The organism is Rhizobium sp. BK379, assembly GCF_014193955.1.
GTDB lineage: Bacteria > Pseudomonadota > Alphaproteobacteria > Rhizobiales > Rhizobiaceae > Rhizobium.
This window is the reverse complement of the sequence record NZ_JACIAD010000004.1, coordinates 276,996-299,711: the sequence shown is the minus strand read 5'-3', so window position 1 is coordinate 299,711 and position 22,716 is coordinate 276,996. Positions and strand designations below refer to the sequence as shown.

Genomic DNA, 22,716 nt, shown 5'->3' with positions numbered 1-22,716 from the left:
CACCGTTCAAAAGGAGCCTCGACGGGGGCGCAAATACCCTGAAAGACGATCAAGGTCAGTCGGGAGAGCCACAAACCGCCATTGACTTCATACGAGTGGACGATGAAGGGATCACTTCGGTCGGCGCGAGTTACCCCACCAGCGCTTATCTGCAGCTGCACTTCATTGATCTCGACTTGCGATGCCCCCTGGCCGGGAGGAATGCCAGAGGGCATCTAGGTGGAGGCGACGCCGGTATCGGACCGGAGGTCGGGAAGGGGGGACCATCGTCTCACGCGAACGCAACCTCGACCAGGATGACATGTTCCCACTAATCGGGATGGTAGCCAGGACAATTTCGCCGGATTTGCCCCGACAGCAGTGCGAGCCTTACACGACTACTGCCGACGATCAGTTCCCCGCCGCACGCATTCAGGGTTCGCGCTGCCAATCTCAGACCCGCTCGTCAATACGCCTCACGGCATGCACGCATATCGACAGCAGGATGATGAGGAACCTTGTCGGAAGACGTCATCAAGATTGGACCTATTTGACGTATCCGGGCAGAGAAGCTGAAACCTCGCCCCAAGGCTATCACAGCGAAGAGGCGACGGCGATCGAATACACGGCGATCGAATACCTGGATGTCGTGCGGCCTCGGAAGTAGTGTTGCTCAATGATCGGCAGAGCGAGGTTTAAAAAGCGCAATCGAAATCTGATCCAGTGCGCCCGGTTTGGCAGAGAGGTAATAACCGCCGTATCGCTCCGGGATATTGATTCCAAGATGGGCAGTTGCGAAGACGAACGGAATCCCAGTCTCCTGGAGCCGCTCGGCGATTGGGAACACCAGTTCTCCGTCCAGTCTGATGTCGAGGATGGCGCCATCAGGCGTAGTGCTGTCGATCAGGGCGAGTGCGCTTTCGACTGACGAGGCCGGGCCGATGACGATTGCCCCGGCGCTTTCCAAAGCGCGTCGCGTCTCGTCGGCAATGAAATAATCATCCTCGACAATCAGGACGCGCTTGCCGTTCAGAAGGCGATCGATTTCGGCGCCCATTGGCTTTTAACCTCGTCTCGCTTCAGTGCTCGAATTCTAAAACTCGTACCGAATCCCACCTTCTGTCCTTTACATCGCAGCCACAAGGCCGATAAGCGCCTAATCCGGAAAAGCGTAAGAAGTTCCTCCCGGGCCTGTGACTGCGATGAGCGCGCGAGCCGCGACAGTCGGCAAAATCCGATCAAGCTCCTGACATACAGCAAGCGCGGCGCTCCGACAGCCCTGGCGCCCAACAAAACAGTTTTCATCAAGCCGCCATCCAACATTTTGCGACATGCCGATCCACGTTCGCCCCTCAAAATTATCTCTTTGAACGCTCGAGGAATGGGAACAGTCAATGGCTGTGCAGGTTATGGATCCGGTCGCTCGCCGAGTGCCGTGAGAGGGTGCGCCGCTATAAGCTCGAGCCCCGCTTGGGGAGGTCCATCGCTACGGATGCCGTGACGGGAAATGACGGGACGGGCGGCGTGAAGTCAGGGAGGAAATATTGCGCGTTCTTATCGTCGAAGACGAGCCGATCATTGCCGCGGACCTTGAACGGATCGTGTTGGAGGAGGGGCACCAGGTCGTTGGGCTCGTTACGACGCTGGAGCAGGCTCTTGCCCATGCTCCGCGTACGGATGCCGCGCTTGTCGACCTTAGTCTTTCGGACGGACCAAGCGGTGCTGCATTGGCGCGCCGACTGATCGACCGTTTCCAGATCAAGGTAATCTTCGTCACTGGCGCGCCAGGGGCCGTCGGCTCTGGCCGCGAAGGGTCGCTCGACGTCATCGTAAAGCCCTTCTCCGACAGCGCTGTCCGCCGAAGCCTGGCGAGAGCGTTTGCGCAGCGCTCCGCGATCGAATAGGCATAGACAAGACCGGTCCCCGCCGAAGAAGCTGAATGTTGAGAAAGGCAGGATGCGGATCATGTTTGTCCAAGACCGGGCAATGATCTGGACATGCCGGCTAGCCTCGGACATGTCATCTTCGGCCCTGCCAAAAACACGCGGACGGGCCGCACTCCCGTCCAAGGCACTCATTGACGTTCAGCCGGCTGATGGTCTGCGATTCTTGAGATATCGGCGACGTCATGTCCGCGGCAAAAGATCGAGGCACGCGGTTATGCCATAGAGGCGGAAGGGGCGGGAGGAGTTGTAGCTGAAACCTATTTCGCGGCGCCTGAAAAGAAGCGTCGGCTTAAACAGAGGGCGAAGGCGTTCCCCGTGATCTGGATTCCAGGCACGCTTCGGCACCGTGATCTCACCCGAAATGATCTGGCGGCGGCCGCAACAGCCGCCAGATCTGGAAGATGCGCTATCGCTTATACGCGGTTCGAGCCGTAACGCTGACGCTCCGCATCGATCTGCTCGCGCGTGTAGGGCTGCGCGGTCTCGTCAAAGCGGCTCCAGCCCTGCGCCTGATAGCTGGCTCGGCGTGCGTTATAGTCGACCGGCCGAGACTGATGAAGGATCGTCCTGGCTTCAGCAAGCCGAGTTTCGTCCACTCTTGCGGTAACGACCGAGCCGCCGCGGCGGACGCCTTCGGCGTAGAAGTTCGCTTCGTCTTCGGGAACACCTTCTTTGATCATTGCCCCGACCATCCCGCCGACCGCGCCGCCGGCAATTGCGCCTGCAGCTGCACCAGCGGCGGTTGCCACCAGCCAGCCCGCAGCCACCACTGGTCCAACCCCCGGTATCGCCATCAGGCCCAGGCCTGTAAGTAGACCACCCGCGCCACCGGCCACGGCACCGACGCCTGCGCCTGTGCCCGCGCCTTCGGCAGCATAGCTTCCCTGTCCCTCCACCTCGGCACCATTGGCCTTATTCGTCACAATGCTGATATCATCCGAAGATATGCCAGCATCCTCCAGCGCCCGAACGGCTGCCCTGGCATCGTCGTAGCTGTCATAGAGTCCCGTAATCGTCTGCATGTTTGTATCCTCGATCTGGTTCTTGAGTGTCACTTGGCCATTGTCACGTTGCCCTGGAAGTCCAGAGAGACGCCGGACTCCTTGCCGTCCTTTTTGGCACTTGCCCGCCATACGCCCTGGTCATCGAGCTTGAGGCCTGAAACATCGGTATAGCCAGCCGCTTCAATCCTGGACTTGGCCTGGTCTTCGGTGAAACTATTCTTGCCAGCGACGGGCGCGCCAGGATTGTGGTCAGTGTTGACGGCCGGTGTGGTCTGCGACGTCGCCGGGGTTTCGCTCTGGGCGAAAGCGGCGATTGGCGAAAGCAGCAGGCCAAGCGAAACTAGCGCGATCTTATGCATGATGGTCTCCTCGTTTGCTCAACACAAACTTCAAGAAAAGCAAAAGGTTCCAGATCTTAGGCGATTGATTGCACAGCGCTTTGCGGGGTAGCGCGGCAAAGGCGGAAGCATTGAGCGGGCGGCAGCGAAGGTAAGGGAACGAAGGCCTCCGGAATGATCTGGGCCACGCTCGTGGCATCGAAAAAAGTGGCGGTTTCCGGTGCCGCTGCCACCGGTCGACCAGACAATCCCTGCTACGGGCAATGGACTTGCCGAGATATCGGGTTCGGCAGTGAGACATGCGGGAACGTCATTCGGTTTGAGGCCGCCGATCCTGTCCTCGCACGAGCTAGGCAGCCTTTGGCAGGGCACTCAGACATTCGGGTGCCGCTCGTTCCTGAGGATCAGCGGGCAACTTCATTCACGCTCTGCGCGACAGGGGTCGGTTCCCGGGCGTGAAAAACAGGAGATAGGTGAGTGCGACAAGGATCGCGATGATGAAGATGGTGAGCACGAACTTGATCATGCTCCGGCTGGTCTTTACCTCGGTATTGCTCATGCCAGCGTAACTATTGATCAAACGAAGGTTGCGCCCGCAAGGAAAAACGCCGAGCCCACCCGGCAAAGGCCGAGCTCGCCTCAGTTGTCATCTCGCCCTGCGGCTTGTCGATCCTTACGTACGCTTTCGTACATTAGTATTTGCCCATATTTTTAACCCATCGCGGTTACTGCTCTCGTCACTGGGATGCGAGCGACAGCAATGCAATTCATGAAGACCCGTCTGCCGATGCGGATCGTCCTGCCGAGCTTGCTTGCGGGCGCGATCCTGGGCTCAATCTATGCCACGATGCTGTGGGCCACCAGACAATCTGACCAGATGTCGATTGCCCGCCAGGAGCGGCTTGTCGATGTGACTGTCGGAAAACAGCAAGCGGCGATCGCTCACGACCAGGAAAGCGCCACGGTCTGGGACGACGCCGTGCGCAAGGTTGCCGCGCGCGACCAGGAATGGATCGATGCCAACCTTGGTCGGTGGATGCAGACCTATTTCGGCCATGATGGTGCCTTCGTCCTCGATGCGAGCGGATCACCGATCTTTTCTTATCTTTCCGACGCACCTGGCGCGGCCGAGGCGTTCTCGAAGGTCGATACCTATGTCGTCCCCTTGGCCGAAAAGCTCCGGCAGAGATTGGCTCGGGGAGATGAGCAGGGCAAGACAGAACAGACGTTGAGTATCGGAGAGTCCGAAATCGTCGCCATCTCCGGAAGGCCGGCCATCCTTAGCGCAAAACCTGTCCTATCCGACACCGGAGATCTGGCGCAGGTCAAAGGCACCGAAGCAATCCATATAGCGCTGCGCTATCTCGATGGTGACTTCGCTCAGACGATGGGCGCAGAATATCTCTTTGCGGATATGCGTTATGAGCGATCCAAGGGTGGTCACGCCGAACGGCTCTATTATCCCATCAAATCGACCGCCGGCGATCCCCTCGGCTTTTTCAGCTGGACGCCGTTCCGGCCGGGAACGCGTGCGCTCAGGCAAACGGAACCCGTCTTTGTCGCAGGTGCGCTGCTCTTGCTTGCCGTGGTGTCAGGCTTTGCGCTGGTGCTGCACAAACGTTCCGAGCGTCTCATGGACAGCCAGAGCAGGCTATTTCACCTTGCCCATTTTGACAGCCTGACGGGTTTGCCAAACCGCGCCTCGTTTACCGCGGAAGTATCACGGCGCCTGGCGGCGGGGCAGGCTGCAGTGCTGTTCCTCGATCTCGACCGTTTCAAACAGGTCAACGACACGCTTGGACACCCGACCGGCGACAAGCTCATTGCAGAGGTGGCGAAGCGCCTGAGCGCGGTTGCAGGGGTTGATGTCTTCTTGGCGCGCATCGGGGGCGACGAATTCACGGCCGTGGCGCCGGCCGAACAACGAGACGCCGTCGAGGCGCTTGCGGAGAAGCTGATCGGCACGATCCGCCAGCCCTTCGAAATAGATGGGCAGCCGATCCTGATCGGGCTTACGATCGGTATTGCCTTCGCAGAGGCCGCGGCCAGCGATGCACAGGCGATCGTTCGCCAAGCCGACATCGCACTCTATCACGCCAAGGCGGCAGGACGAAACCGCTACGCGATCTTTGGGCAGCACATGGAGGGCCTTATCAGCGCTAGACGCGCATTGGAGCAAGACCTGCGCACGGCCCTTTTAGAGGGCCGCCAGATCGAGGTCCATTACCAACCCGTCTACCTGGCCGGCGACAACAGGATGATCTCGGTGGAAGCCCTTGCCCGTTGGCGACATCCCGCCAAGGGGATGATTTGCCCAGACGTCTTCATTCCGATTGCTGAAGAGGCGGGGCTTATCGACCGGTTGGGCGACCTCGTGCTTCAAGCGGCGCTCCATGCGGCCAAGCGCTGGCCGGACCTCGGTCTAGCCGTCAATGCATCCCCAATCGAGCTTCGCCATGACAATTATGCGCTGCGTGTCACCGCTGCGCTGAACAGGCACGCCTTCGATCCCCGCAGGCTTGAAATTGAAATTACCGAGAGCGCCGTGATCGACGATGACGGAACATGCCGACGCAATATCGAGGCCTTAAGGCGGCTCGGCGTGCGCTTCGCGCTCGATGACTTCGGCACCGGCTTCTCCTCGTTCGGTCGGCTTCAGGCGCTCGACGTCGACCGGATCAAAATTGACAAGTGCTTTATCGATCAGATGGGTGATGCCGGCAGCAACGAAGCAATCGTCCATGCGATCGTCGACCTGGCCCATGCCCGAGGCCTGAAGACCACGGCCGAGGGAATAGAGACGGCGTGCCAGAGCAGACGACTGGCCGAGCTTGGCTGCGACGAGATCCAGGGATACTTCCTGTCGAGGCCCGTTGAATCCGCCGGGATCGACGCGATGGTGAAGACGCCGGCACTCGAGGGATCCGATATGGCGCGTTTAACGGGCCTTGCCTGATCCAACGGTGGATCTTTTGACTGTCGTCCAAGCAAAGACAGGCCGCGGCGAGGCAAGCGCTATCCAGGCTGCCATCGCTCATTCCTGCATATTCGGGACCTGGGGCGACGAGACCAAGGACCAGACGACCGACCATGGAGCCAGCTGACCCGACACGAACGAGCCGAACTGGAAGAAGATCTGCTCGTCGGCTGCCGCTTCATCGGTCTTGTCAGCCTGTTCGCTGAGGTTGGCACGAAGCTGCAGCTTTCGCCCATCAAAGAGTTGCCACTCGACTTTCAGGCCGCCCCCGTTCGACGCGCGATATCGCCCGCTAACGGTTGCCCCTGTCGCCATCGGCGCGATATGCTTCCGGCGCAACGCAATCAGGCCACGATAAAACTCGAGCCACTGTCTGCCTCTGTCCGTTTCGCGTTTCGTCCAGTCGAGCTTCGCCGAGGCGAAGGTCGCTTCCGCTGTCGGATCCGGCAAGTCGTCGGCGTCGAAACCGGGCAGGCGGGAGAGTTCCTGGCGGCGGCCGGACCTGACCTTCTCGTTGAGATCGTCGTTGAAGTCACAGAAATAGGGAAAGGGTTCTTCAGCACCCCATTCTTCTCCCATGAAAATCATCGGCACTTGCGGACACAAAAGGTAGACGCAAGCAATTGCCTGAAGCACGGCGACGGGCCGGCTGGCGACCATGCGGTCGCCAAGAGCCCGGTTGCCGATCTGATCATGGTTCTGAATGAACGAGATGAATGCGGAGGGCGGCAGATGTTTGCTGATCGTTCCCCGTTCGTCTCCGCGATAGGGCATATGCTCCCCCTGGAACACGAAACCTTCCGCCAAACCTCGCCCGATCTTTTCCGGTTCATCCGCATAATCGGCATAGTAGCCGAAAGTTTCTCCGGTCGCGGCAACGTGCAGGACATGATGGACATCGTCGTTCCACTGCGCCGAATAGAACCGTGGCCGACCCTCGTCGTCGCGAACGAGAAGCGAAGCATCATTGTCTTCATTCTCGACGACGAGATGGATCTTTCGTTCACCGGCTGCCGAGCGCACGCGCCGCGCCAACTCGTGGAGCAGGTGCTCCTTGGAGCCATCCTTGATCGCGTGAACCGCATCGAGGCGCAGACCGTCGAACCTGAACTCGCTGATCCAGTAGATGGCGTTTTGAACGACGAACTCCCGGATCAGCCGGGAGCCTTCCCCATCATAATTGACGGCGTTGCCCCAGGGCGTCTTATGATGGTCCGTAAAAAGCGGCGCCATGAGCGGCAGGTAATTTCCATCCGGGCCGAAATGGTTATAGACCACGTCCAGGAAAACACAGATGTCGCGCGCATGGGCTTCGTCGACGAGCCGTTTCAACTCTTCAGGACGGCCGTAGCTGCTGTCGGGCGCGTAGGGCAACACCCCATCGTAGCCCCATCCGCGACGACCGGGAAAATCGGCAATCGGCATGATCTGTATGCCCGTCACGCCGAGCGATTTTAGATGGTCGAGGCGATCGATGGCAGCGGCGAAGGTTCCTTCGGGGGTAAATGCTCCGACGTGCAGCTCATAGAGGACGAGATCCTCCAAGCTGCGACCACTCCAGTTCCCGGTTTTCCATTGGAAGCCGTTAGGATCGACGACCTCGCTCGGACCATGTACATCGCGCGGCTGGTATCGCGAAGCCGGATCGGGAACGGACACACCGTCCTGCAGGATGAAAGAATAGGCGGTCCCGGGCGTCGCGCCTTCGATCTCGCAGCGGTGCCAGCCATCGTCAAAGCGCATCATCGGAACTGTTTCGCCACCTTCAATCGCCAGAAAGACCTCGGCCTGGAGTGGCGCCCAAAGGCGAAAATGCACGGCCTCCCCGGCGATACGGGGGCCAAAGTCGTATTCAGTCATGATCGCCACCGATGCCTGCCTTCAGGACCACGAGGCTGCGTGAGGTCAGAACGTAGTTCGAGCCGTCGACCGCTCGGGCGTGGCCGTCCGGATCGGCCGTCTCAAGCACGACCGTCCAACCGCTGTCGATTTGCGGAAGCAAGAAGGAAACATCGCCATCATGTGGGTTGAACAGGATCAACACGTCCTCCCACAGTCCGCTGTCTCGTTCTGTCTGGCGTCGCTCCAGCCTGAGGCCGATGGTCGTGCTGCCCGCATCAGCCCACTGTTCGTCGGTCTGCTCCCCGCCACCGGGATTGAGCCACGAGACGACCATGCCATCGCGCCAGTTCTCGCGTCGCAGGATCGGCTGTGCATGGCGCAATGCAATCAGTTTTTTTGTAAATTCGCGCAGCGCTTCGGCGCTTGCAGGCAGGCCGTCCCAGTGCACCCAGCTGAGATCGCTGTCCTGGCAGTAACCATTGTTGTTCCCCATCTGACTGCGGCCGAATTCGTCGCCGGCCAGCAGCATGGGCGTTCCGTGCGACAGGAAGAGCGTGGCGAGCAGGTTGCGTTTCTGTCGCTCTCGGGCGAGGTTGATACCCTCGTCCTCGGTCGGTCCTTCCACGCCGTAATTGAAGCTGCGATTGTCGCTGTGACCGTCCTGATTGTCCTCCTGATTGGCATCATTATGCTTGTCGTTATAGGAAACGAGATCGTTCAGCGTGAAGCCGTCATGGGCGGTGATGAAATTGACGCCGGCCCATGGTCGTCGTCCGCGCAGGTCGTAGACATCACCGGAGCCGAGAACGCGCGCGGCAAAGTCCTGCGTGGTTCCATCCTGATCCTTCCAATAGTCACGGACGGTGTCGCGATATTTGTCGTTCCACTCCGCCCATCCCGGCGGGAATCCCCCAACCTGGTAGCCGCCAGGGCCAATGTCCCAAGGCTCGCCGATCAATTTGACCTTCGCCAGGACCGGGTCCTGGCCGACGGCGTCGAAAAACCCTCCGCGCTGGTCGAAACCTTCGGGCTCGCGACCAAGGATGGTGCCGAGATCAAAGCGAAAACCGTCGACATGCATGTCCTGCGCCCAATAGCGCAATGAATCGGTGACCATCTGCAGCACGCGGGGATGTGAGGTGTTGACTGTGTTGCCGGTTCCCGTGTCGTTGATGTAGTAGCGCGGCTCGTCCGGCATGGTGCGATAATAGGAAAAGTTGTCGATGCCCTTGAAGCACAGGGTAGGACCCAACTCATTGCCTTCGGCAGTATGGTTGTAGACGACGTCGAGGATGACTTCGATGCCGGCGTCATGAAAGGCGCGGATCATGTCACGAAAACCGGCAATGCCTTGCGCGCCGAAATAGCGGGAGGCCGGCGCGAAGAAACCGAGGCTATTATAGCCCCAGTAGTTTCTCAAACCCTTGTCGAGAAGATGGGCATCATCGGCAAACCAGTGGACCGGCAGCAGTTCGATCGATGTGACGCCGAGGCTCTTTACGTAGTCAACGATTGCCCGCTGCCCGAGCCCTTCGAACGTGCCGCGAAGCTTTTCCGGCACCGCCGGGTGCAGTTGCGTAAATCCCTTGACATGTGTCTCGTAAAAGATCGTCCTGGCCCAGGGGATCGCTGGCCCGGTGTCATTTCCCCAGTCATAAGCGGAGGGATCCACTACCTTACATTTCGGCATGAATGCGGCGCTGTCGCTTTCGTCAAAGGAAAGATCCTTGTCGTCGCTGTCCATCTGGTAACCGAACTGGGCTTGCCCCCAGCGGATGTCCCCGACCAATTCCTTTGCATAGGGATCGATCAACAGCTTGTTGGCATTGAAGCGATGACCGTTCTGAGGCTCGTAAGGCCCATGCACGCGCAAACCGTAAAGGGTACCTGGTTTCAGTCCGGGGACGTAACCGTGCCAGATCTCATTGGTAAATTCTGGCAGAACAAGGCGCTCGACCTCCGACTTTCCGTCGTCCGAAAAGATGCAGAGTTCAACGCGCTGCGCATGAGCGCTGAACACAGCGAAATTGACGCCCTCGTCGTCGCAATTGGCGCCAAGACGCGTATGCTCTCCCGGCAAGATTTCCAGCTTTGATTGTGTCATGTTTCCGCCTCGTGGTGTTGCGAGCCTCTAAATCCGCATGGGGCTGGATAGTTCCCGGCCTGTCCTGTTTCGTACCAGGGACTGGTGGAGGCCGGTTCAGCGATTTTTGCCGCAAAGCCCGGAACTTTCGCGGTGGGGCGCGGTTGGAGCGCCATGAAAAAACCACTCGTCAAAACACCGATCGCCGCGCTTCACACGGCATGCTGTCATTCATTGTGGTTCTGTTTATCACCGCCCTGGCGATCGCGGGCCTCTACTTCTTCGTGTTCACGCCGGAAAAGCAGCAAGGACAACCGGCTCCTCACGCGATCAACCAGTCACAATGATGCTGCGATCGGCGCAGATACTGCCGAAGGAGAAACCGTGGGCCTTCCCAAGCAGTCCCTGATGCGAAACAAGCTTCTGGCCTTGTTGCCGGAGCCAGATTATGCGCAGCTTGCGGCTGAATTCGAGCACGTCGATCTGCCTCGCGGGCTGAAGCTGACGAGCGCTGGCGGCTTTATCGATCACGTCTATTTCCCGGCCTCTGGTATCGCTTCGGTCGTCGTCACAACGCCGGACGGACATCGGACAGAGGCTGGCCTCTTTGGCTTTGACGGCTTCGTGCCGACGAGCTGCCGCTGGCGTGGCGTTAAGCGCGCATGACGTTTCTGTCCAAGCTCAAGGGTGAGGGCTATCGGATCGACTCCGCCCGATTTTGCCAATGGATGGAGCAGAACCGAAACTTCGCCAGGCCGCTCGCTCGATCAACCGAGGCTTTTTCCGTTCAAGTGGCCTATACAGCCATTTCCAATGCGATCCACGATGTTAACCAAAGGCTCGCCCGCTGGCTGCTCATGTGCCACGACAGGGTTTCCGGACACGAGCTGGCCCTTACCCATGAGTTTATCGCTCTCATGCTGGCGGTTCGCCGCCCGAGCGTGACGACATCCCTTCACATGCTGGAGGGTAACGGTCTTATTCGAGCCGATCGCGCCATGATCACCATTCGAAACAGGTCCGGGCTGGAAGAATTCGCCAAGGATGCCTACGGCAGACCCGAGGAAGCCTACCGTCGCCTGATGACGGGTGTCTTCTAACAAGCGTGCCTTCTAGCCGTCTGGAGCAAAGGGGACGACCGACGCGGTGGGTGCTGAGGCCTAGATTTCGCCAATGAGCCGTCGGTATTCCTGCTCCGGCTTTCCATAGGCGCCGCCGGCAAATTCTTCGAGCCCCTTTCGATCCCGGATCGTGATGCGACCGCGCTCTGCAAGGACAAGCTTCCTGCCCTCCAGGACATGGATCGCGTTCGTTACGCTCGGCCTTCGAACCGACAGAACGAGCGAGATGAAATCATGCGTGAGCGTGATTTCATCTCCATCCATGCGATCGTGACACATTAGCAACCAGCGGGCCAAACGTTCCCCGACCTGGTAATTGGCATTACAAAAAGCTGTAAAGGAGATCTGCGAGACGAGACTTTGAATGAATCGCGCCAGGAGATTGGCAAAGACCGGGTTTTGATTAATCAAGGAATGCATAGCTGCAAGCGACATTCGAAAACCGGATCCGGAGACCTGGATCAGGACCTCGTGAATGCTGATCGTGCCGCCCACCCCGGCTGATGTCGGCGAGAAGCCTTCGCGACCGAACATGCCCGCTTCTCCTCTCAGCCCGTCCGCTGAAACCGCGACGACCGATCCGATGCCGCGACAGAGGAAGTACACGTGATCGATGACGCGCTCGACGCCGACAATGACGGTGCCGCGTGGCAGATCAACCGGGTGAAGCGCTGGCGCTATATTTTGAATTTCATGGTCGGGCAAGCGCGCGAGAAGGCGATTGCCATTGTAAGCGTTCTCAGAAATGTGCATGGCCTCGACTACGGGCGCAAGCGAATGCTGCGACCGCCCAGCCCTGTGCTTTCCCCGACGGCTGCCGATTCTATAGCATTATGATTTTGCAGATGTTTTTCTGTACGCTGGCATACGCTTCGGCGCATTCCTGCAGATCGTTGAGGAGAGCAGGTTTACCTATGTCCCTGCGGATTTGGCGGATTTGGCAGGTAAAGAGCCCCGCACGTCACCAGAATCAGCTCTACAATGCGAGCTGGAAAGAAATCGCATATCCTCGGAAAGCCATTTATGGACGCTCATGGCGGCCCGCAAGGCGGGGAGCGTTCTGTGACCCTGACGGAACAGGGTCATGATAGCGGCGGCGGCGATCTCGTATTCAGGGGCTTGACGACTGACCCCTGTTTTAACCCGCCACTCCTCCAGTGCATCGGCGATCACCGCAAGTTCCAACGATCCGAATGTGGCATTGACAAAGTCGCGCATGGTTGTCCTCTGGGTCGGCGGCGGTGAAATGGCTACTCGACGCCTCGGCGTCAAGGTCGCCACATCAGTCCTCGCCTGGCCGCCTTGATCATTCGGCCAGATCAGGCACCGCGGATCCACCGTACCGTTCCCTGCTACGCCATGGAACATTTGTGCGCAGGCGCCGTTCCCATGGCCGATACCACGGCTGTCGTTGCCGAAGGTTTGCCCCGCGGAGGATAGATGCGCCAGACCAGACCGTTCATCGTCGAGATCAGGCAGAGCAGGAAATCAAAGTCGCTGACGCACAAAACATCGATCTGGGGCGATGTGGATCTCAGCCAGGATCGGGATCTTGCCCAAGCGACGGCAGCAAAGGGGGCTGCGAGCCCTGCGGAACGCTGGCGTCTGCCGCCAGCGCCGAGAGTATCGTCCAGCATCGTGCCTGCAGCGTCTCAGGCTGCGGCAATGATCTCACCTGCGAAGTCGCGGTAGGAATGTAACGGGCGACCTAGCATGCGCGTCAGTCGCTCGACATCACCCTCGTTTGGTATCATGCCGTCGCTGACATAGCGCTCGGCCATGAGGCGCATCTCGTAGGCTGTCCAGCTCGGCATGCCGGCAGAAAGTCTCTGCTCGAATGGACCCGGGTCATCGCCTGCATAAACGATCTGGCGCCCAAGCAGGTCGGACCAGATCGACGCCACGTTCGCGCCAGTAAGCGTGTGAGGCCCCACCAGGTTGATCGTTTCAATCGGCAATGTCTCGGGGCCTTGCTCCCGTCGGATCAGTTCCATCGCGGCTACCTCGCCGATATCTCGGGTATCCACCATGGCAATACCCTTGCTGCCGATCGGCATCGGGTAGATACCGTGCTCGAGGATAACATCCCTGATCATGACCTCGTTATCGATAAAATAGGTCGGGCGCAGGATCGTGGCGCTGAAGTTCATATCATGGAGCATGCGCTCGGCACCCCACTTGACCGCAAAATGCGGCACGTTGACCGCGCGATCGGCGTCGAACACCGACAGATAGACGATCCGACGCACACCCGCTTGGCGGGCGATGTTGAGCGAGATGATCGCCTGGGCGAATTCATCGCCGGTGACGGCATTCAGCAGGAAGAGCGTGTCAATGCCATTCAAGGAGCTGCGCATGGCGTCAATATCAAGCAGGTCTCCGTGGGCGATCTCCACGCTAGCCGGCAAGCGGGCGTTCAAGGGGTCGCGGGTGAGGACGCGGACGGTGGCGTTGCGGGCGAGGAGTTGGTCGACGACGCGGCGGCCAACCCGACCCGTGGCACCGGTAACAAGTATGGTCATGGTTTGACTCCAGTTTGGTTTCCGTTGACAGAGATCAGCATAACGATCCACATTCGCACCGATAGACGCCAATTCTGGACAAACCGTCTCGCAGGTGGAACGTACATGGACCTTGTCGCAGTCTCCGATTTCAACCTGGTTGCCCGGCACGGAGGGGTCGGACGCGCTGCCCGCGCCACCGGCCGACCCAAGGCCACGCTGTCACGACGCGTCACTGATCTCGAGGCGCAGCTTGGTGTGCGCTTGTTCGAGCGTGGCGCGCGCCTACTGACGCTGACGGAGGAGGGACGGGCACTGTTTGCACGCACCAGCGCTCTGCTGACTGAGCTCGACGAAACGGCGAAGGAGATCGCATCAGGCGCGCAGACACCGCGCGGGCACTTGCGCATCAGTGCGCCGCTTTTGTTTTCGCAGACCGCAATGGGAAAGCTTGCAGCCGGGTTCATCACAAAAAATCCCGCCGTTCACCTTCAGGTCACGACGGAAGACAGGGAGGTGGACATGGTCGAAGAGGCTTACGACCTGGTCATCCGCGTCAATCCGAAGCCGGACGAAAGCCTCGTCGGGCGCATCTTCCTGCACGATCGCCTCGTCGTCGTCGCCAATCCGGCCCTTGCTCGGCCGCGCACAGGCGATGCTGTTCCCGCTATCGTTCGTGGACCGATGGCTGGCGCCGAAACGTGGGACGTCATAACCCCGGATGGATTGTCGCAAATCGCAGCAAGGCCGATCCTCAGCCTTTCCTCATTCTTCATGGTGCGCGACGCTGTTCGCGCAGGGGTCGGCGCCGCGCCTCTGCCGCTCTCGTTCGTCAGTTCCGAGATCGCGGCCGGTACCCTTGTCGCGTGGGGCGAGGTGCAGGGACATCGAACCAGTCTCTGGGCACTCTATCCGACGCGGCGGCTCCTCAATCCACGCGTGTCGGCATTTCTGGAGCACCTGAAGGCCGCCTTTCCCGAAGGATCGCCCGAAGAGCTTGCCGGTTATGTGGAAAGATGACGTAGGTTGTTAGGCCCGACAGGACAAGGCCGGCCAGACCCCACCACGGCCCGAACAAAGCTCCACCCGCCGATCTTGGAAGTTGACCGTCGCGACATAGATAGGCACACGGATCCTGCGGCCGGAATGCGTCCACTTGCTGCACGAGGAGACATTACTTGTTTTAATGGGAATGGTGAGAGACGTGATCAAAACTGAGGCAGCAGCGGCCGATCGGGCAGTTGAGGCGGAAATGGACTGGCAGTCGGAAGGCGTCAGCGTCCCGCATGGGTTGGAAGCCCGGATGTCTTATATGGCGGGGAGGCAGAGGTTCGTGGGCTGCTTCCTCAACGGAAAACTCGTGGTCAATGGTCGACACTTTACGACGCTTTCGCAGGCGGCAAGTGCATTGGCAGTCAACCGGATGGGACGATCACCGAACCTGAACGGATGGGCTTACTGGCAGGTTCGTTTGCCCGGGACAGACCAATGGATCCCGATGGCCGCTCTGAAAAAGTCCGGCCGTCGAACCGGTCTGGACGCCTCCCGTAAGTGCGGGACTGGCTTATAAAGTCGATCGGTCTTCATCAGCTCGCCGAACTGATCGGGCAAAATCGTGTCGTGGCGGCCGGTCGAACTGAAAGAATGCCGGCTGCGCTGACGCTGACGTCTTGCCGCACGTTCTATTTCTGCCGCCTTGCCGCTTCGAGGCGCGGTTAGAGACAAGACACGGATTTTTGCCAATGCCGCAACGACTTCCCGTCGGGCGCAGACTTCCTTTCGCATTTTCGTGGTGCGAAGACTATCGCGCTATCGGCGTCAAGCACCCATCGTCGTTGGAGGTCTGCCGGTCGTATGCCGCTTCCACCATATGCAAAGTCTTCGCTCGACCATTCCACGAACCACTGGCAATCGAGGGGCGGCGCAAAAAGCGGGTCTGCAACGCTTTGGACCGGTAGGCTTTTGCCGAGATTGAAAAGGAGCAGGCGCTCCTCCTCCGGGTCTTGCGTGAAATAGCGCAGAAGGAAGGCCGAAGTGCCAAGCACACTTCCATCGACTTGTGTGCGGGGGCAGGATCGCGATGCTGCGGCGATGGCAGGTGTGCGTCGCCGTAGAGCAAGCAGATCGCTGTGAAGCGCAAGCTGAACATGGTTCCGTTCGCGTTCGCTCCAGTCAAGCTTGCAAGCTTGAAACGTGGACGGCTCGGCTGGGTCTGGCATGGTGGTGCCGAAGGCCTCGTCCTGGAGGTTCGGAAACTGCCGCAGGAAGTCAAGCCGCCCCTTGCGTACAAGCAATCCCAACTCGTCAGGGTGGTCCGCAAAGAAAAAGAACGGCGTTGATGCGCCAAATTCCTGTCCCTGGAACAGCATCGGAATTTGGGGGCTGAGGAGCAGGAGCGCCGTCATCGTCCGCATGCGCGCGGCCGACGCGAGCCAACCGGCGCGTTGGCCCGTTCCCGAATTCGCGATCTGGTCGTGATTTTGCAGGAAATGAATAAAATGGCGGGCCGGCAAATCCAGGCCTGGGCGCCCTCGGCTAGCGTCCTGCCAATCGTAGCGTTGACCCTGGAACAAATATCCATATTTGGCCGCCGACACGAATTCCTGCGCGCTTCCGCTATGGTCATGATAATAGGCATCGCTTCGGCCCGTGAGGGCGACAGTGGCGGAATGATGAAAGTCGTCGTTCCACACCCCATCCAGCCCGCACCCGCCGCTGGCATGTGCCATGACCAACCGGGTGTCCTGAGGCTCGTTTTCCGCAATGAGATAGATCGGTCTCAACTCGGCCGCTGCCCGCGCCTTTCGCGCAATATGCGCCACGATATGCTCGTCGCTGCTGTCAAAGAGGGCCTGGGTGGCGTCGATCCTCAAGCCGTCAAAATGATATTCATCGATCCAGAAGGCCGCATTTTCTGCAATGAAGTCGCGAACGCCTGCACATTCCTCGCCGTCGAAGTTGAGCGATTTGCCCCATTCGTTCGTATAGCGGTCGGTAAAATAATGGGGTGTGAACCGCTCGAAGCGCTCGCCGGCGCCAAAGTGGTTGTAGACGACGTCGAGAATGACGGCGATACCTTGTCGGTGGGCCTCGTCCACGAAAGCCTTGAGCTCGTCTGGCGTGCCGTAGGTCCTCGTCGGCGCATATGGCAGAACGCCATCATAGCCCCATCCGAATTCGCCGAAGAACTCGTTGACCGGCATCAACTCCACACACGTAATGCCGAGCTCCGTCAAAAGCGGCAGTTTGCTGGCAGCAGCCCTGTAAGTGCCTTCGGGCGTGAAGGTGCCGATATGCATCTCGTATAGGACCTGTCCGCCGGGTTCGACTCCCGCCCAGGCGCCGTCCTGCCAGGAATAGCCCGCGGCGTCGACAACCATGGACCAGCTATCCGGGCCATGAGGCTGGAACCGGGAGGCAGGATCGGCCAGCAGATCCTCGGCCTTGCCAAGCCGGAAGCCATAGAGCTGCCCGGGGCGCACCCCGTCAAGATCGAGCCGAAAATAGCCGCCGTCCTCGGGCTGCATCGCACAGTCGCCTGCCTGATCAAGTACAAGCCGGACCTGCGAGTGTGCAGGTGCCCATACCCGAAAGGAAACGGCATCGGCCAGGCATTCGCTACCAGCGCCATAACGCCGTTCCCGTCGCTTGTGAAAATCGCCTGTCTCGCGTGATGATCCTGACATGGCTGTCCTTCCGGCCCGGTGGCGTGAGAACCTCGGTCTCAGGCTTTTGTTCCGTCAGGACCTGCTCTGCGCCAGAATCCCAAAGGCTTCGTATGGACGAAACTCCATTGTCGCATCCACCTTATGGACCGGATCATAATTGCTGATGAGGCAGCGGCCCGAACCCTGCAGTTCGTTCGGCAGATCAAGGGTGATGGTACGAGCGGAAAAGTTTGCCAGTACGGTCAGCCGCTGCTCGTCCAGCGTACGGGTGTAGGCAAAAATGTCTGGATGCTGATCGAGATAGGATTGGAAACGACCGTAGACGATGATCGGATGGGATTTTCTGAGCAGGATCAGCCTTCGGTAGTGGTTCCAGATCGAGTGTTGGTCGGACATCGCGACCTCGGCATTGATCGCTATGTAATTTTCATTGACGTCAATCCAGGGAATGCCGGTGGTGAAGCCGGCATTGGCGCCGGCGCTCCATTGCATCGGCGTCCTTGCATTATCGCGACCGTTTTCATTTGCGCCCCTGATGAAATCTTCAGGCGAGAGGCCGGCCTCAAGATGAAGCCGGTGCATGTTAAGCGTTTCGATATCGCGATATTGTTCGATCTTGGTGAAGGGAGCATTGGTCATGCCGATCTCCTCGCCCTGATAAACGAAAGGCGTGCCTTTTAGAAGATGCAGGACCGTGGCCAGCATCTTGGCAGACTCCACCGGATAACCCTTTACGTCACCGTATTTGGAAACGGCGCGGGGAAGATCGTGGTTGCCCCAGAACAAGGAGTTCCAGCCATCCTCAGCCAGCGCATACTGCCACTTGCCGAGGATCGATTTGAGCTTGACGAGGTCGAAGGGTCGGGAGCGCCATTTCCCGTAGATCTCGTCCCATTGCTGCGTCACGTGCTCGAACTGGAAGACCATGGAAAGTTCTTGGCGAGCGCGCCCGGAATAAAGCAGCGCGGAGCCAGGCGTGGCGCTCCAGGTCTCTCCGACAGTTATGACGTCCCGGCTACCGAAGGTCGCCCGGTTCATCTCCTGGAGATAGTCATGCAGATGCGGCCCGTCCGTCACGATGTTCTGATCCACCTGCTTGCCGATATAATCGATGACATCCATCCGGAAGCCGGCGATTCCTCGTTCGAGCCACCAGTTCATCATCTGGTAGATCTCGTGGCGGACGTTTGGATTGGCCCAGTTGAGGTCCGGTTGCCGGCGCGAGAAAAGATGCAGGTAATATTCGCCGGTCCGCTCGTCCAGCGTCCAGGCCGGTCCCCCAAAGGACGACGTCAGTTGGTTTGGTGGACCACCGCCCGCGGCGGGCTTGCGCCATATGTAATAGTCGCGATAGGCGCTCCGTCTTGATGCGCGCGATTGGACGAACCAGGGATGGGCATCGGAGGTGTGGTTGACCACGAGGTCGAGGACAACGCCGATGCCTCGCGAACGGGCCTGTGCGACGAGGTCGTCAAAATCGGCCAACGTTCCGAACTCCGGCGCGATAGCCTGGTAATCGGAAATGTCATAGCCGTTGTCGTCCATCGGCGACGCGTAGACGGGCGATAGCCAGATCAGCTCTATGCCGAGTGCCTTGAGATATTCAAGCTTGGACGTGATACCGGGCAGGTCGCCTACGCCGTCTCCGTTGCTGTCGGCGAAGCTGCGGGGATAGACCTGATAGACGGTCGCCGTGTGCCACCACGCGTTGCGGCTCGTTGAAGGTACCATGCGAACGTCCTTGTGCAAACAACCTCAGGGCGCCACGCGCGTTGTCGCGCTGTTGGTGTGAACGCGCGTTTGCCACTCCCCGTTCCCAAGCACGCTGTCGCGGCTGGCGAATGCAATGGCCGCTTCTGTCGGTCTCAAGTTCCATTTCCGGTTTCATTGGCCGAGCAGGACAACGCACCAGGCGTTTGAAACAATACTCGCTTCAAGGCGTTTCCCGCGCGAGGCGCAAGGAGAATGAAAATGAACCGTCATGATCGAACGATGAGCACCCGCTTTCCTCGGGTGCGGAGCCTCGTTGCCTGGGCACTTCTCGCAACGTTGATGGCTTTTGTGTATATGACGTCGACGATCGTGATCTGGTGGCCGCGATAGGACTTTGAGGAATCTTGGAACTAGGTTCGGATGCAAGGTTCGGTCAACACCGGCGCAGATGAACAGATCCGAGCCGTCCGCCGCCTGCTGGCCGAGGGCAGGGCGTGAGCGGACGCAAGTCAGCGAGGGAACTGACCGACACATACGAAATCGAGCACGCGATCGGCCACAGGCAGAGGAGGACGCGAGCGCGATGATTAGACGACGGCAACCTGGCCAATCTCACATTGCTATGAGGCCGCACGCCGTGGACCGACAGCTTCATCGTCAAAAGGGACGTTTGGGCATGCCGGTCAGTGCGAGGCTACGCCAGGTCTTTCGGAGCAACCTGGGCGCAACCATCGACTTGGAACCATTCTTAGCGAACGTTGCGGAACGACGTTTCCCCGAAGATACCAAGGGTGCGGTACGATCTCTGCGTTGGTGATTTTCCTTCTTCCCCACCCTGGTCGAATCGCTCGCAAAAAAGACGCCGGATACTGCGCAGTGCGAGGTACCGATCGGATAACTCGGTACGCTATAAGACAGGGGCGGAACTCCCTTTGATCATGGTCATTGTCGATGGGTCGGTCGGAGGAGATCCCGCAATGAACACAGCAGTCACTGAGTCCCTGCAGGCGGAAGTCCTGACATTGGTTCCTGCAATACGGCGATTTGCGTATCGCTTCGAGAGGGATCCCGCAGATGCCGAAGATCTAGCCCAGGAAACATTGTCGAAAGCATTGGGCCATCTCGATCAATATACGGTCGGGACAAGTCTCAAAAGCTGGTGTTTTACCATTATGAGAAATACGTTCCTCAATAACGTCAACCGCCGCAAACGTCATGTGCTCGTTGCCGAGGTCGACGACAGCTCAACAACAACCGGATGGTGTAACCAGGAGGCCGGACTATACGCAACGCAAGTCTGGTCGGCGCTCTCCACCCTGCCGCTTCACCAGAAGAACGCGCTGCTGATGGTCCTCGACGGCCTCACCTACGAACAGATCGCGGCTGCATTCGAGTGTGAAATGGGCACGGCAAAGAGCCGAATCGCGCGCGCAAGATCCGCGCTGGCAGCGATACTGGGTGAGATAAATCCTACGGCTGCGGCAACAATTCCAATGGCATAGCAAATCCTCGCGAGGCGTGACCGGCGAAATTCGCCTCATCCGCAACCTTCCCGGAACCAGCAAGCTGGCAGCTGCCTAGAGAGCTAAAACGGGGCTCCACCAGGCAATTAAAGCGCCGGCACGGGCAATCTACCCGCTTCATCGCTAAAAATATGCGGAACCTTTTGGCGTCACTCCGCCCGCGTAACCGGACTTTGCAACCTGCAGCAGCAGTTTAAGACCCTGGCCGGGCGCCGTAAATCGCAGCCTGCCCGTGTGCAGCAGGCAGAGTTGCTGCCGACTGCGACCTGCACCTGGGGAGCCCATCTTCGTGTTCGCACCTATGCCGACCTGTCGTGATATCCACCGTTGGCCTTTATTAAGGTCTTTTGTGACTAATGGCTTTTGGCCGTTACACATAGGTGTTCCCGATGACTGCTATTGCTGACAAGAGATGCTGGCACGACGCCGACGTTTCTGGAACCTTCGAAGCGCCCGGATTGAGGCTCCGATCGGATGGCAGGATCGTAGCCTTCAGCGGTCCGGCGGTCCCGTTCTTCGCCGGGCGACTTCAAGTCGGCGCAATGCTGAATGACGTCCTGGCAGGCTGTGAGAAAAGCGGTCTGACCAAGGCCGGCTCCACGGGATCGATCATGGCTGCGGTCGCAGGCGGCGACGATCGCCACCTCTTCGAAATGGGGGACGGCAGGACCATCCTGATAGAATTCGGCGAAAGTCATGCGGGCCGTAGTCTGCGGTTCGTGGATGTCTCCTATGTGGTGGAAATGACCGTCAGCCAGCAGCGAGACCTCCTGACAGGTCTTGCCAGCCGCGCGGCCCTGCTGCGCAGGCTTTCTGAACTCGGTGACGGCGCCAGCTCCCGTCAAGGATCGGCCGTGCTCTATGTCGATCTAGACAGGTTCAAGGCGGTCAATGACACGCTTGGTCATGCGGTTGGTGACCTGCTTTTGAAGCGTGTCGGCGACCGCATCGCCAAGATGATCGGGCCAGGCGATCTTCTGGCTCGCGTCGGCGGCGATGAATTTGCGCTTGTGCAGGGCTCGGGCACCCAACCAGAGGCGGCCCAGTCGCTTGCGGCTAGAATTATCGAAATCGTCAGCCGCACCTACCTCATCGGGGGCCATTCGGTCCAAATCGGAGCCAGCGTCGGTATCTCTTTGAACGACGATGCCCCAGATGAGGTGATCCGCAAGGCCGATCTTGCATTGTTCAAGGCCAAGTCGGACGGCAAGGGAACCTATCATTTGTTTTCCGCCGCACTCGACCATGAGGCGCAGAGACGCCGGGAGCTCGAGGTGGCGCTCCGGCGGGCTCTCGTGCTGAAAGAGTTTTCGGTCGTCTACCAGCCCCAATACAGGATTGCAGGCAAGATCCTGGTCGGTTTTGAAAGCCTGGTCCGCTGGACCACGTCAGATCGCGGTCCCATATCGCCAGTCGAGTTCATACCCGTGGCCGAACAGGTCGGCATGATCGATCAGCTCGGAGAATGGGTATTGCGCACCGCCTGTACCGAAGCGGCCGGCTGGCCGGACGAGCTCACCGTCGCCGTCAACCTCTCGCCCGTTCAGTTTAGAAACAGCGGCCTGATTTCCGCGGTGGCTTCCGCATTGGCTTTTTCAGGCCTTCCTCCTTCCCGACTGGATCTGGAAATCACGGAGGGCGCGCTCATAGAGGACGCGGATCTAACCCTCTCGATTCTGCGAGAGCTAAAAGCGATGGGCGTCAGGATTTCGATCGACGACTTCGGTACAGGTTACTCGTCGCTGAGCTACTTGCAAAAGTTTCCGTTCGACAAGATCAAGATCGACCGCTCGTTCATCACCACGCTGGAAACGAACACCGACAGTGCGGCAATTGTGCGGGCCGTGACTGCGCTCGGCGCAAGCCTTGGCATGGTGACCATCGCCGAAGGGGTCGAAACTGAAAATCAGCTTCGTTTGGTCGCGCGCGATGGGTGCACCCAGGCGCAAGGCTACCTGACCGGACGGCCGTTGTCGGCAAGCGACGCCATGTCTCTGGCCAAAGCAACGAAAGGCTAGGAA

At 59.2% G+C, this 22,716-nt stretch carries 19 protein-coding genes and 1 pseudogene; 9 read left to right on the top strand and 11 right to left on the bottom strand.

Annotated features, from left to right (window positions below):
• Nucleotides 1–652 precede the first annotated feature (652 nt).
• Complete coding sequence (locus tag FHT93_RS20325; RefSeq protein ID WP_112971348.1) at nt 653–1,036, bottom strand: response regulator; 384 nt, start codon at nt 1,034–1,036, stop codon at nt 653–655.
• Between the two features lie 487 nt (nt 1,037–1,523).
• On the opposite strand from FHT93_RS20325, the gene FHT93_RS20320 reads away from it, so the two are divergent.
• Complete coding sequence (locus FHT93_RS20320) at nt 1,524–1,883, top strand: response regulator (RefSeq protein ID WP_112543762.1); 360 nt, start codon at nt 1,524–1,526, stop codon at nt 1,881–1,883.
• 455 nt (nt 1,884–2,338) lie between these two features.
• On the opposite strand, the gene FHT93_RS20315 is transcribed toward FHT93_RS20320, so the two are convergent.
• From FHT93_RS20315 to FHT93_RS20305, 3 genes are all read right to left on the bottom strand, one after another.
• Nucleotides 2,339–2,947: a general stress protein gene (locus FHT93_RS20315; RefSeq protein WP_112971421.1), complete on the bottom strand. Its 609-nt coding sequence runs from the start codon at nt 2,945–2,947 to the stop codon at nt 2,339–2,341.
• A 29-nt stretch (nt 2,948–2,976) separates the two neighbouring features.
• Entirely contained in the window at nt 2,977–3,288 is a 312-nt protein-coding gene (locus tag FHT93_RS20310) for a PepSY domain-containing protein (protein WP_112971347.1), read from the bottom strand.
• 400 nt (nt 3,289–3,688) lie between these two features.
• Complete coding sequence (locus FHT93_RS20305) at nt 3,689–3,826, bottom strand: hypothetical protein (RefSeq protein ID WP_183849135.1); 138 nt, start codon at nt 3,824–3,826, stop codon at nt 3,689–3,691.
• 210 nt (nt 3,827–4,036) lie between these two features.
• Between FHT93_RS20305 and FHT93_RS20300 the strand changes: the two genes are divergently transcribed.
• A complete protein-coding gene (locus FHT93_RS20300; protein WP_246781662.1) occupies nt 4,037–6,223 on the top strand; it encodes an EAL domain-containing protein in 2,187 nt (728 codons plus the stop codon).
• A 78-nt stretch (nt 6,224–6,301) separates the two neighbouring features.
• Here the strand turns inward: FHT93_RS20300 and treZ (FHT93_RS20295) are convergent, their stop codons facing one another.
• Both treZ (FHT93_RS20295) and glgX read right to left on the bottom strand, forming a co-directional pair.
• A complete protein-coding gene (gene treZ / locus FHT93_RS20295) occupies nt 6,302–8,104 on the bottom strand; it encodes a malto-oligosyltrehalose trehalohydrolase (RefSeq protein WP_112971420.1) in 1,803 nt (600 codons plus the stop codon).
• The gene (glgX, locus tag FHT93_RS20290) at nt 8,097–10,190 is read right to left on the bottom strand and encodes a glycogen debranching protein GlgX (protein ID WP_112971345.1); all 2,094 of its coding nucleotides are present in this window, start codon (nt 10,188–10,190) and stop codon (nt 8,097–8,099) included. The genes treZ (FHT93_RS20295) and glgX overlap by 8 nt, the downstream gene beginning before the upstream one ends.
• 143 nt (nt 10,191–10,333) lie before the next feature.
• Here glgX and FHT93_RS20285 point away from each other — a divergent pair, with 143 nt between their 5' ends.
• The gene (locus FHT93_RS20285; protein WP_112971344.1) at nt 10,334–10,516 is read left to right on the top strand and encodes a hypothetical protein; all 183 of its coding nucleotides are present in this window, start codon (nt 10,334–10,336) and stop codon (nt 10,514–10,516) included.
• A gap of 37 nt (nt 10,517–10,553) precedes the next feature.
• Nucleotides 10,554–11,269, top strand: a pseudogene (locus tag FHT93_RS20280) (Crp/Fnr family transcriptional regulator).
• A gap of 60 nt (nt 11,270–11,329) precedes the next feature.
• On the opposite strand, the gene FHT93_RS20275 reads toward FHT93_RS20280, so the two are convergent.
• Nucleotides 11,330–11,896 (bottom strand): Crp/Fnr family transcriptional regulator, encoded by a 567-nt coding sequence (locus FHT93_RS20275; RefSeq protein ID WP_348649797.1) that lies wholly within the window; start codon nt 11,894–11,896, stop codon nt 11,330–11,332.
• Here FHT93_RS20275 and FHT93_RS36025 point away from each other — a divergent pair, their 5' ends adjacent.
• Nucleotides 11,897–12,127: a hypothetical protein gene (locus tag FHT93_RS36025; RefSeq protein ID WP_312866603.1), complete on the top strand. Its 231-nt coding sequence runs from the start codon at nt 11,897–11,899 to the stop codon at nt 12,125–12,127. It abuts the gene before it with no gap.
• A 75-nt stretch (nt 12,128–12,202) separates the two neighbouring features.
• On the opposite strand, the gene FHT93_RS20270 is transcribed toward FHT93_RS36025, so the two are convergent.
• Nucleotides 12,203–12,508 (bottom strand): hypothetical protein, encoded by a 306-nt coding sequence (locus FHT93_RS20270; RefSeq protein ID WP_112971342.1) that lies wholly within the window; start codon nt 12,506–12,508, stop codon nt 12,203–12,205.
• A gap of 434 nt (nt 12,509–12,942) precedes the next feature.
• A complete protein-coding gene (locus tag FHT93_RS20265) occupies nt 12,943–13,812 on the bottom strand; it encodes an NmrA family NAD(P)-binding protein (RefSeq protein WP_112971340.1) in 870 nt (289 codons plus the stop codon).
• Between the two features lie 105 nt (nt 13,813–13,917).
• On the opposite strand from FHT93_RS20265, the gene FHT93_RS20260 reads away from it, so the two are divergent.
• A complete protein-coding gene (locus FHT93_RS20260; protein WP_112971339.1) occupies nt 13,918–14,811 on the top strand; it encodes a LysR substrate-binding domain-containing protein in 894 nt (297 codons plus the stop codon).
• Between the two features lie 136 nt (nt 14,812–14,947).
• Nucleotides 14,948–15,361, top strand: a complete 414-nt coding sequence (locus FHT93_RS20255; protein WP_162728620.1) for a hypothetical protein — start codon at nt 14,948–14,950, stop codon at nt 15,359–15,361.
• 145 nt (nt 15,362–15,506) lie between these two features.
• Here FHT93_RS20255 and treZ (FHT93_RS20250) read toward each other — a convergent pair whose 3' ends face one another.
• A complete protein-coding gene (treZ, locus tag FHT93_RS20250) occupies nt 15,507–17,477 on the bottom strand; it encodes a malto-oligosyltrehalose trehalohydrolase (protein WP_112971337.1) in 1,971 nt (656 codons plus the stop codon).
• A 54-nt stretch (nt 17,478–17,531) separates the two neighbouring features.
• The gene (locus FHT93_RS20245; protein WP_112971336.1) at nt 17,532–19,190 is read right to left on the bottom strand and encodes an alpha-glucosidase; all 1,659 of its coding nucleotides are present in this window, start codon (nt 19,188–19,190) and stop codon (nt 17,532–17,534) included.
• Nucleotides 19,191–20,149: 959 nt separating this feature from the next.
• On the opposite strand from FHT93_RS20245, the gene FHT93_RS20240 reads away from it, so the two are divergent.
• Complete coding sequence (locus FHT93_RS20240; RefSeq protein ID WP_162728621.1) at nt 20,150–20,674, top strand: RNA polymerase sigma factor; 525 nt, start codon at nt 20,150–20,152, stop codon at nt 20,672–20,674.
• A 410-nt stretch (nt 20,675–21,084) separates the two neighbouring features.
• Nucleotides 21,085–22,713, top strand: coding sequence for an EAL domain-containing protein (locus FHT93_RS20235; RefSeq protein ID WP_112971334.1), 1,629 nt, complete (start codon nt 21,085–21,087; stop codon nt 22,711–22,713).
• Nucleotides 22,714–22,716: the final 3 nt, after the last annotated feature.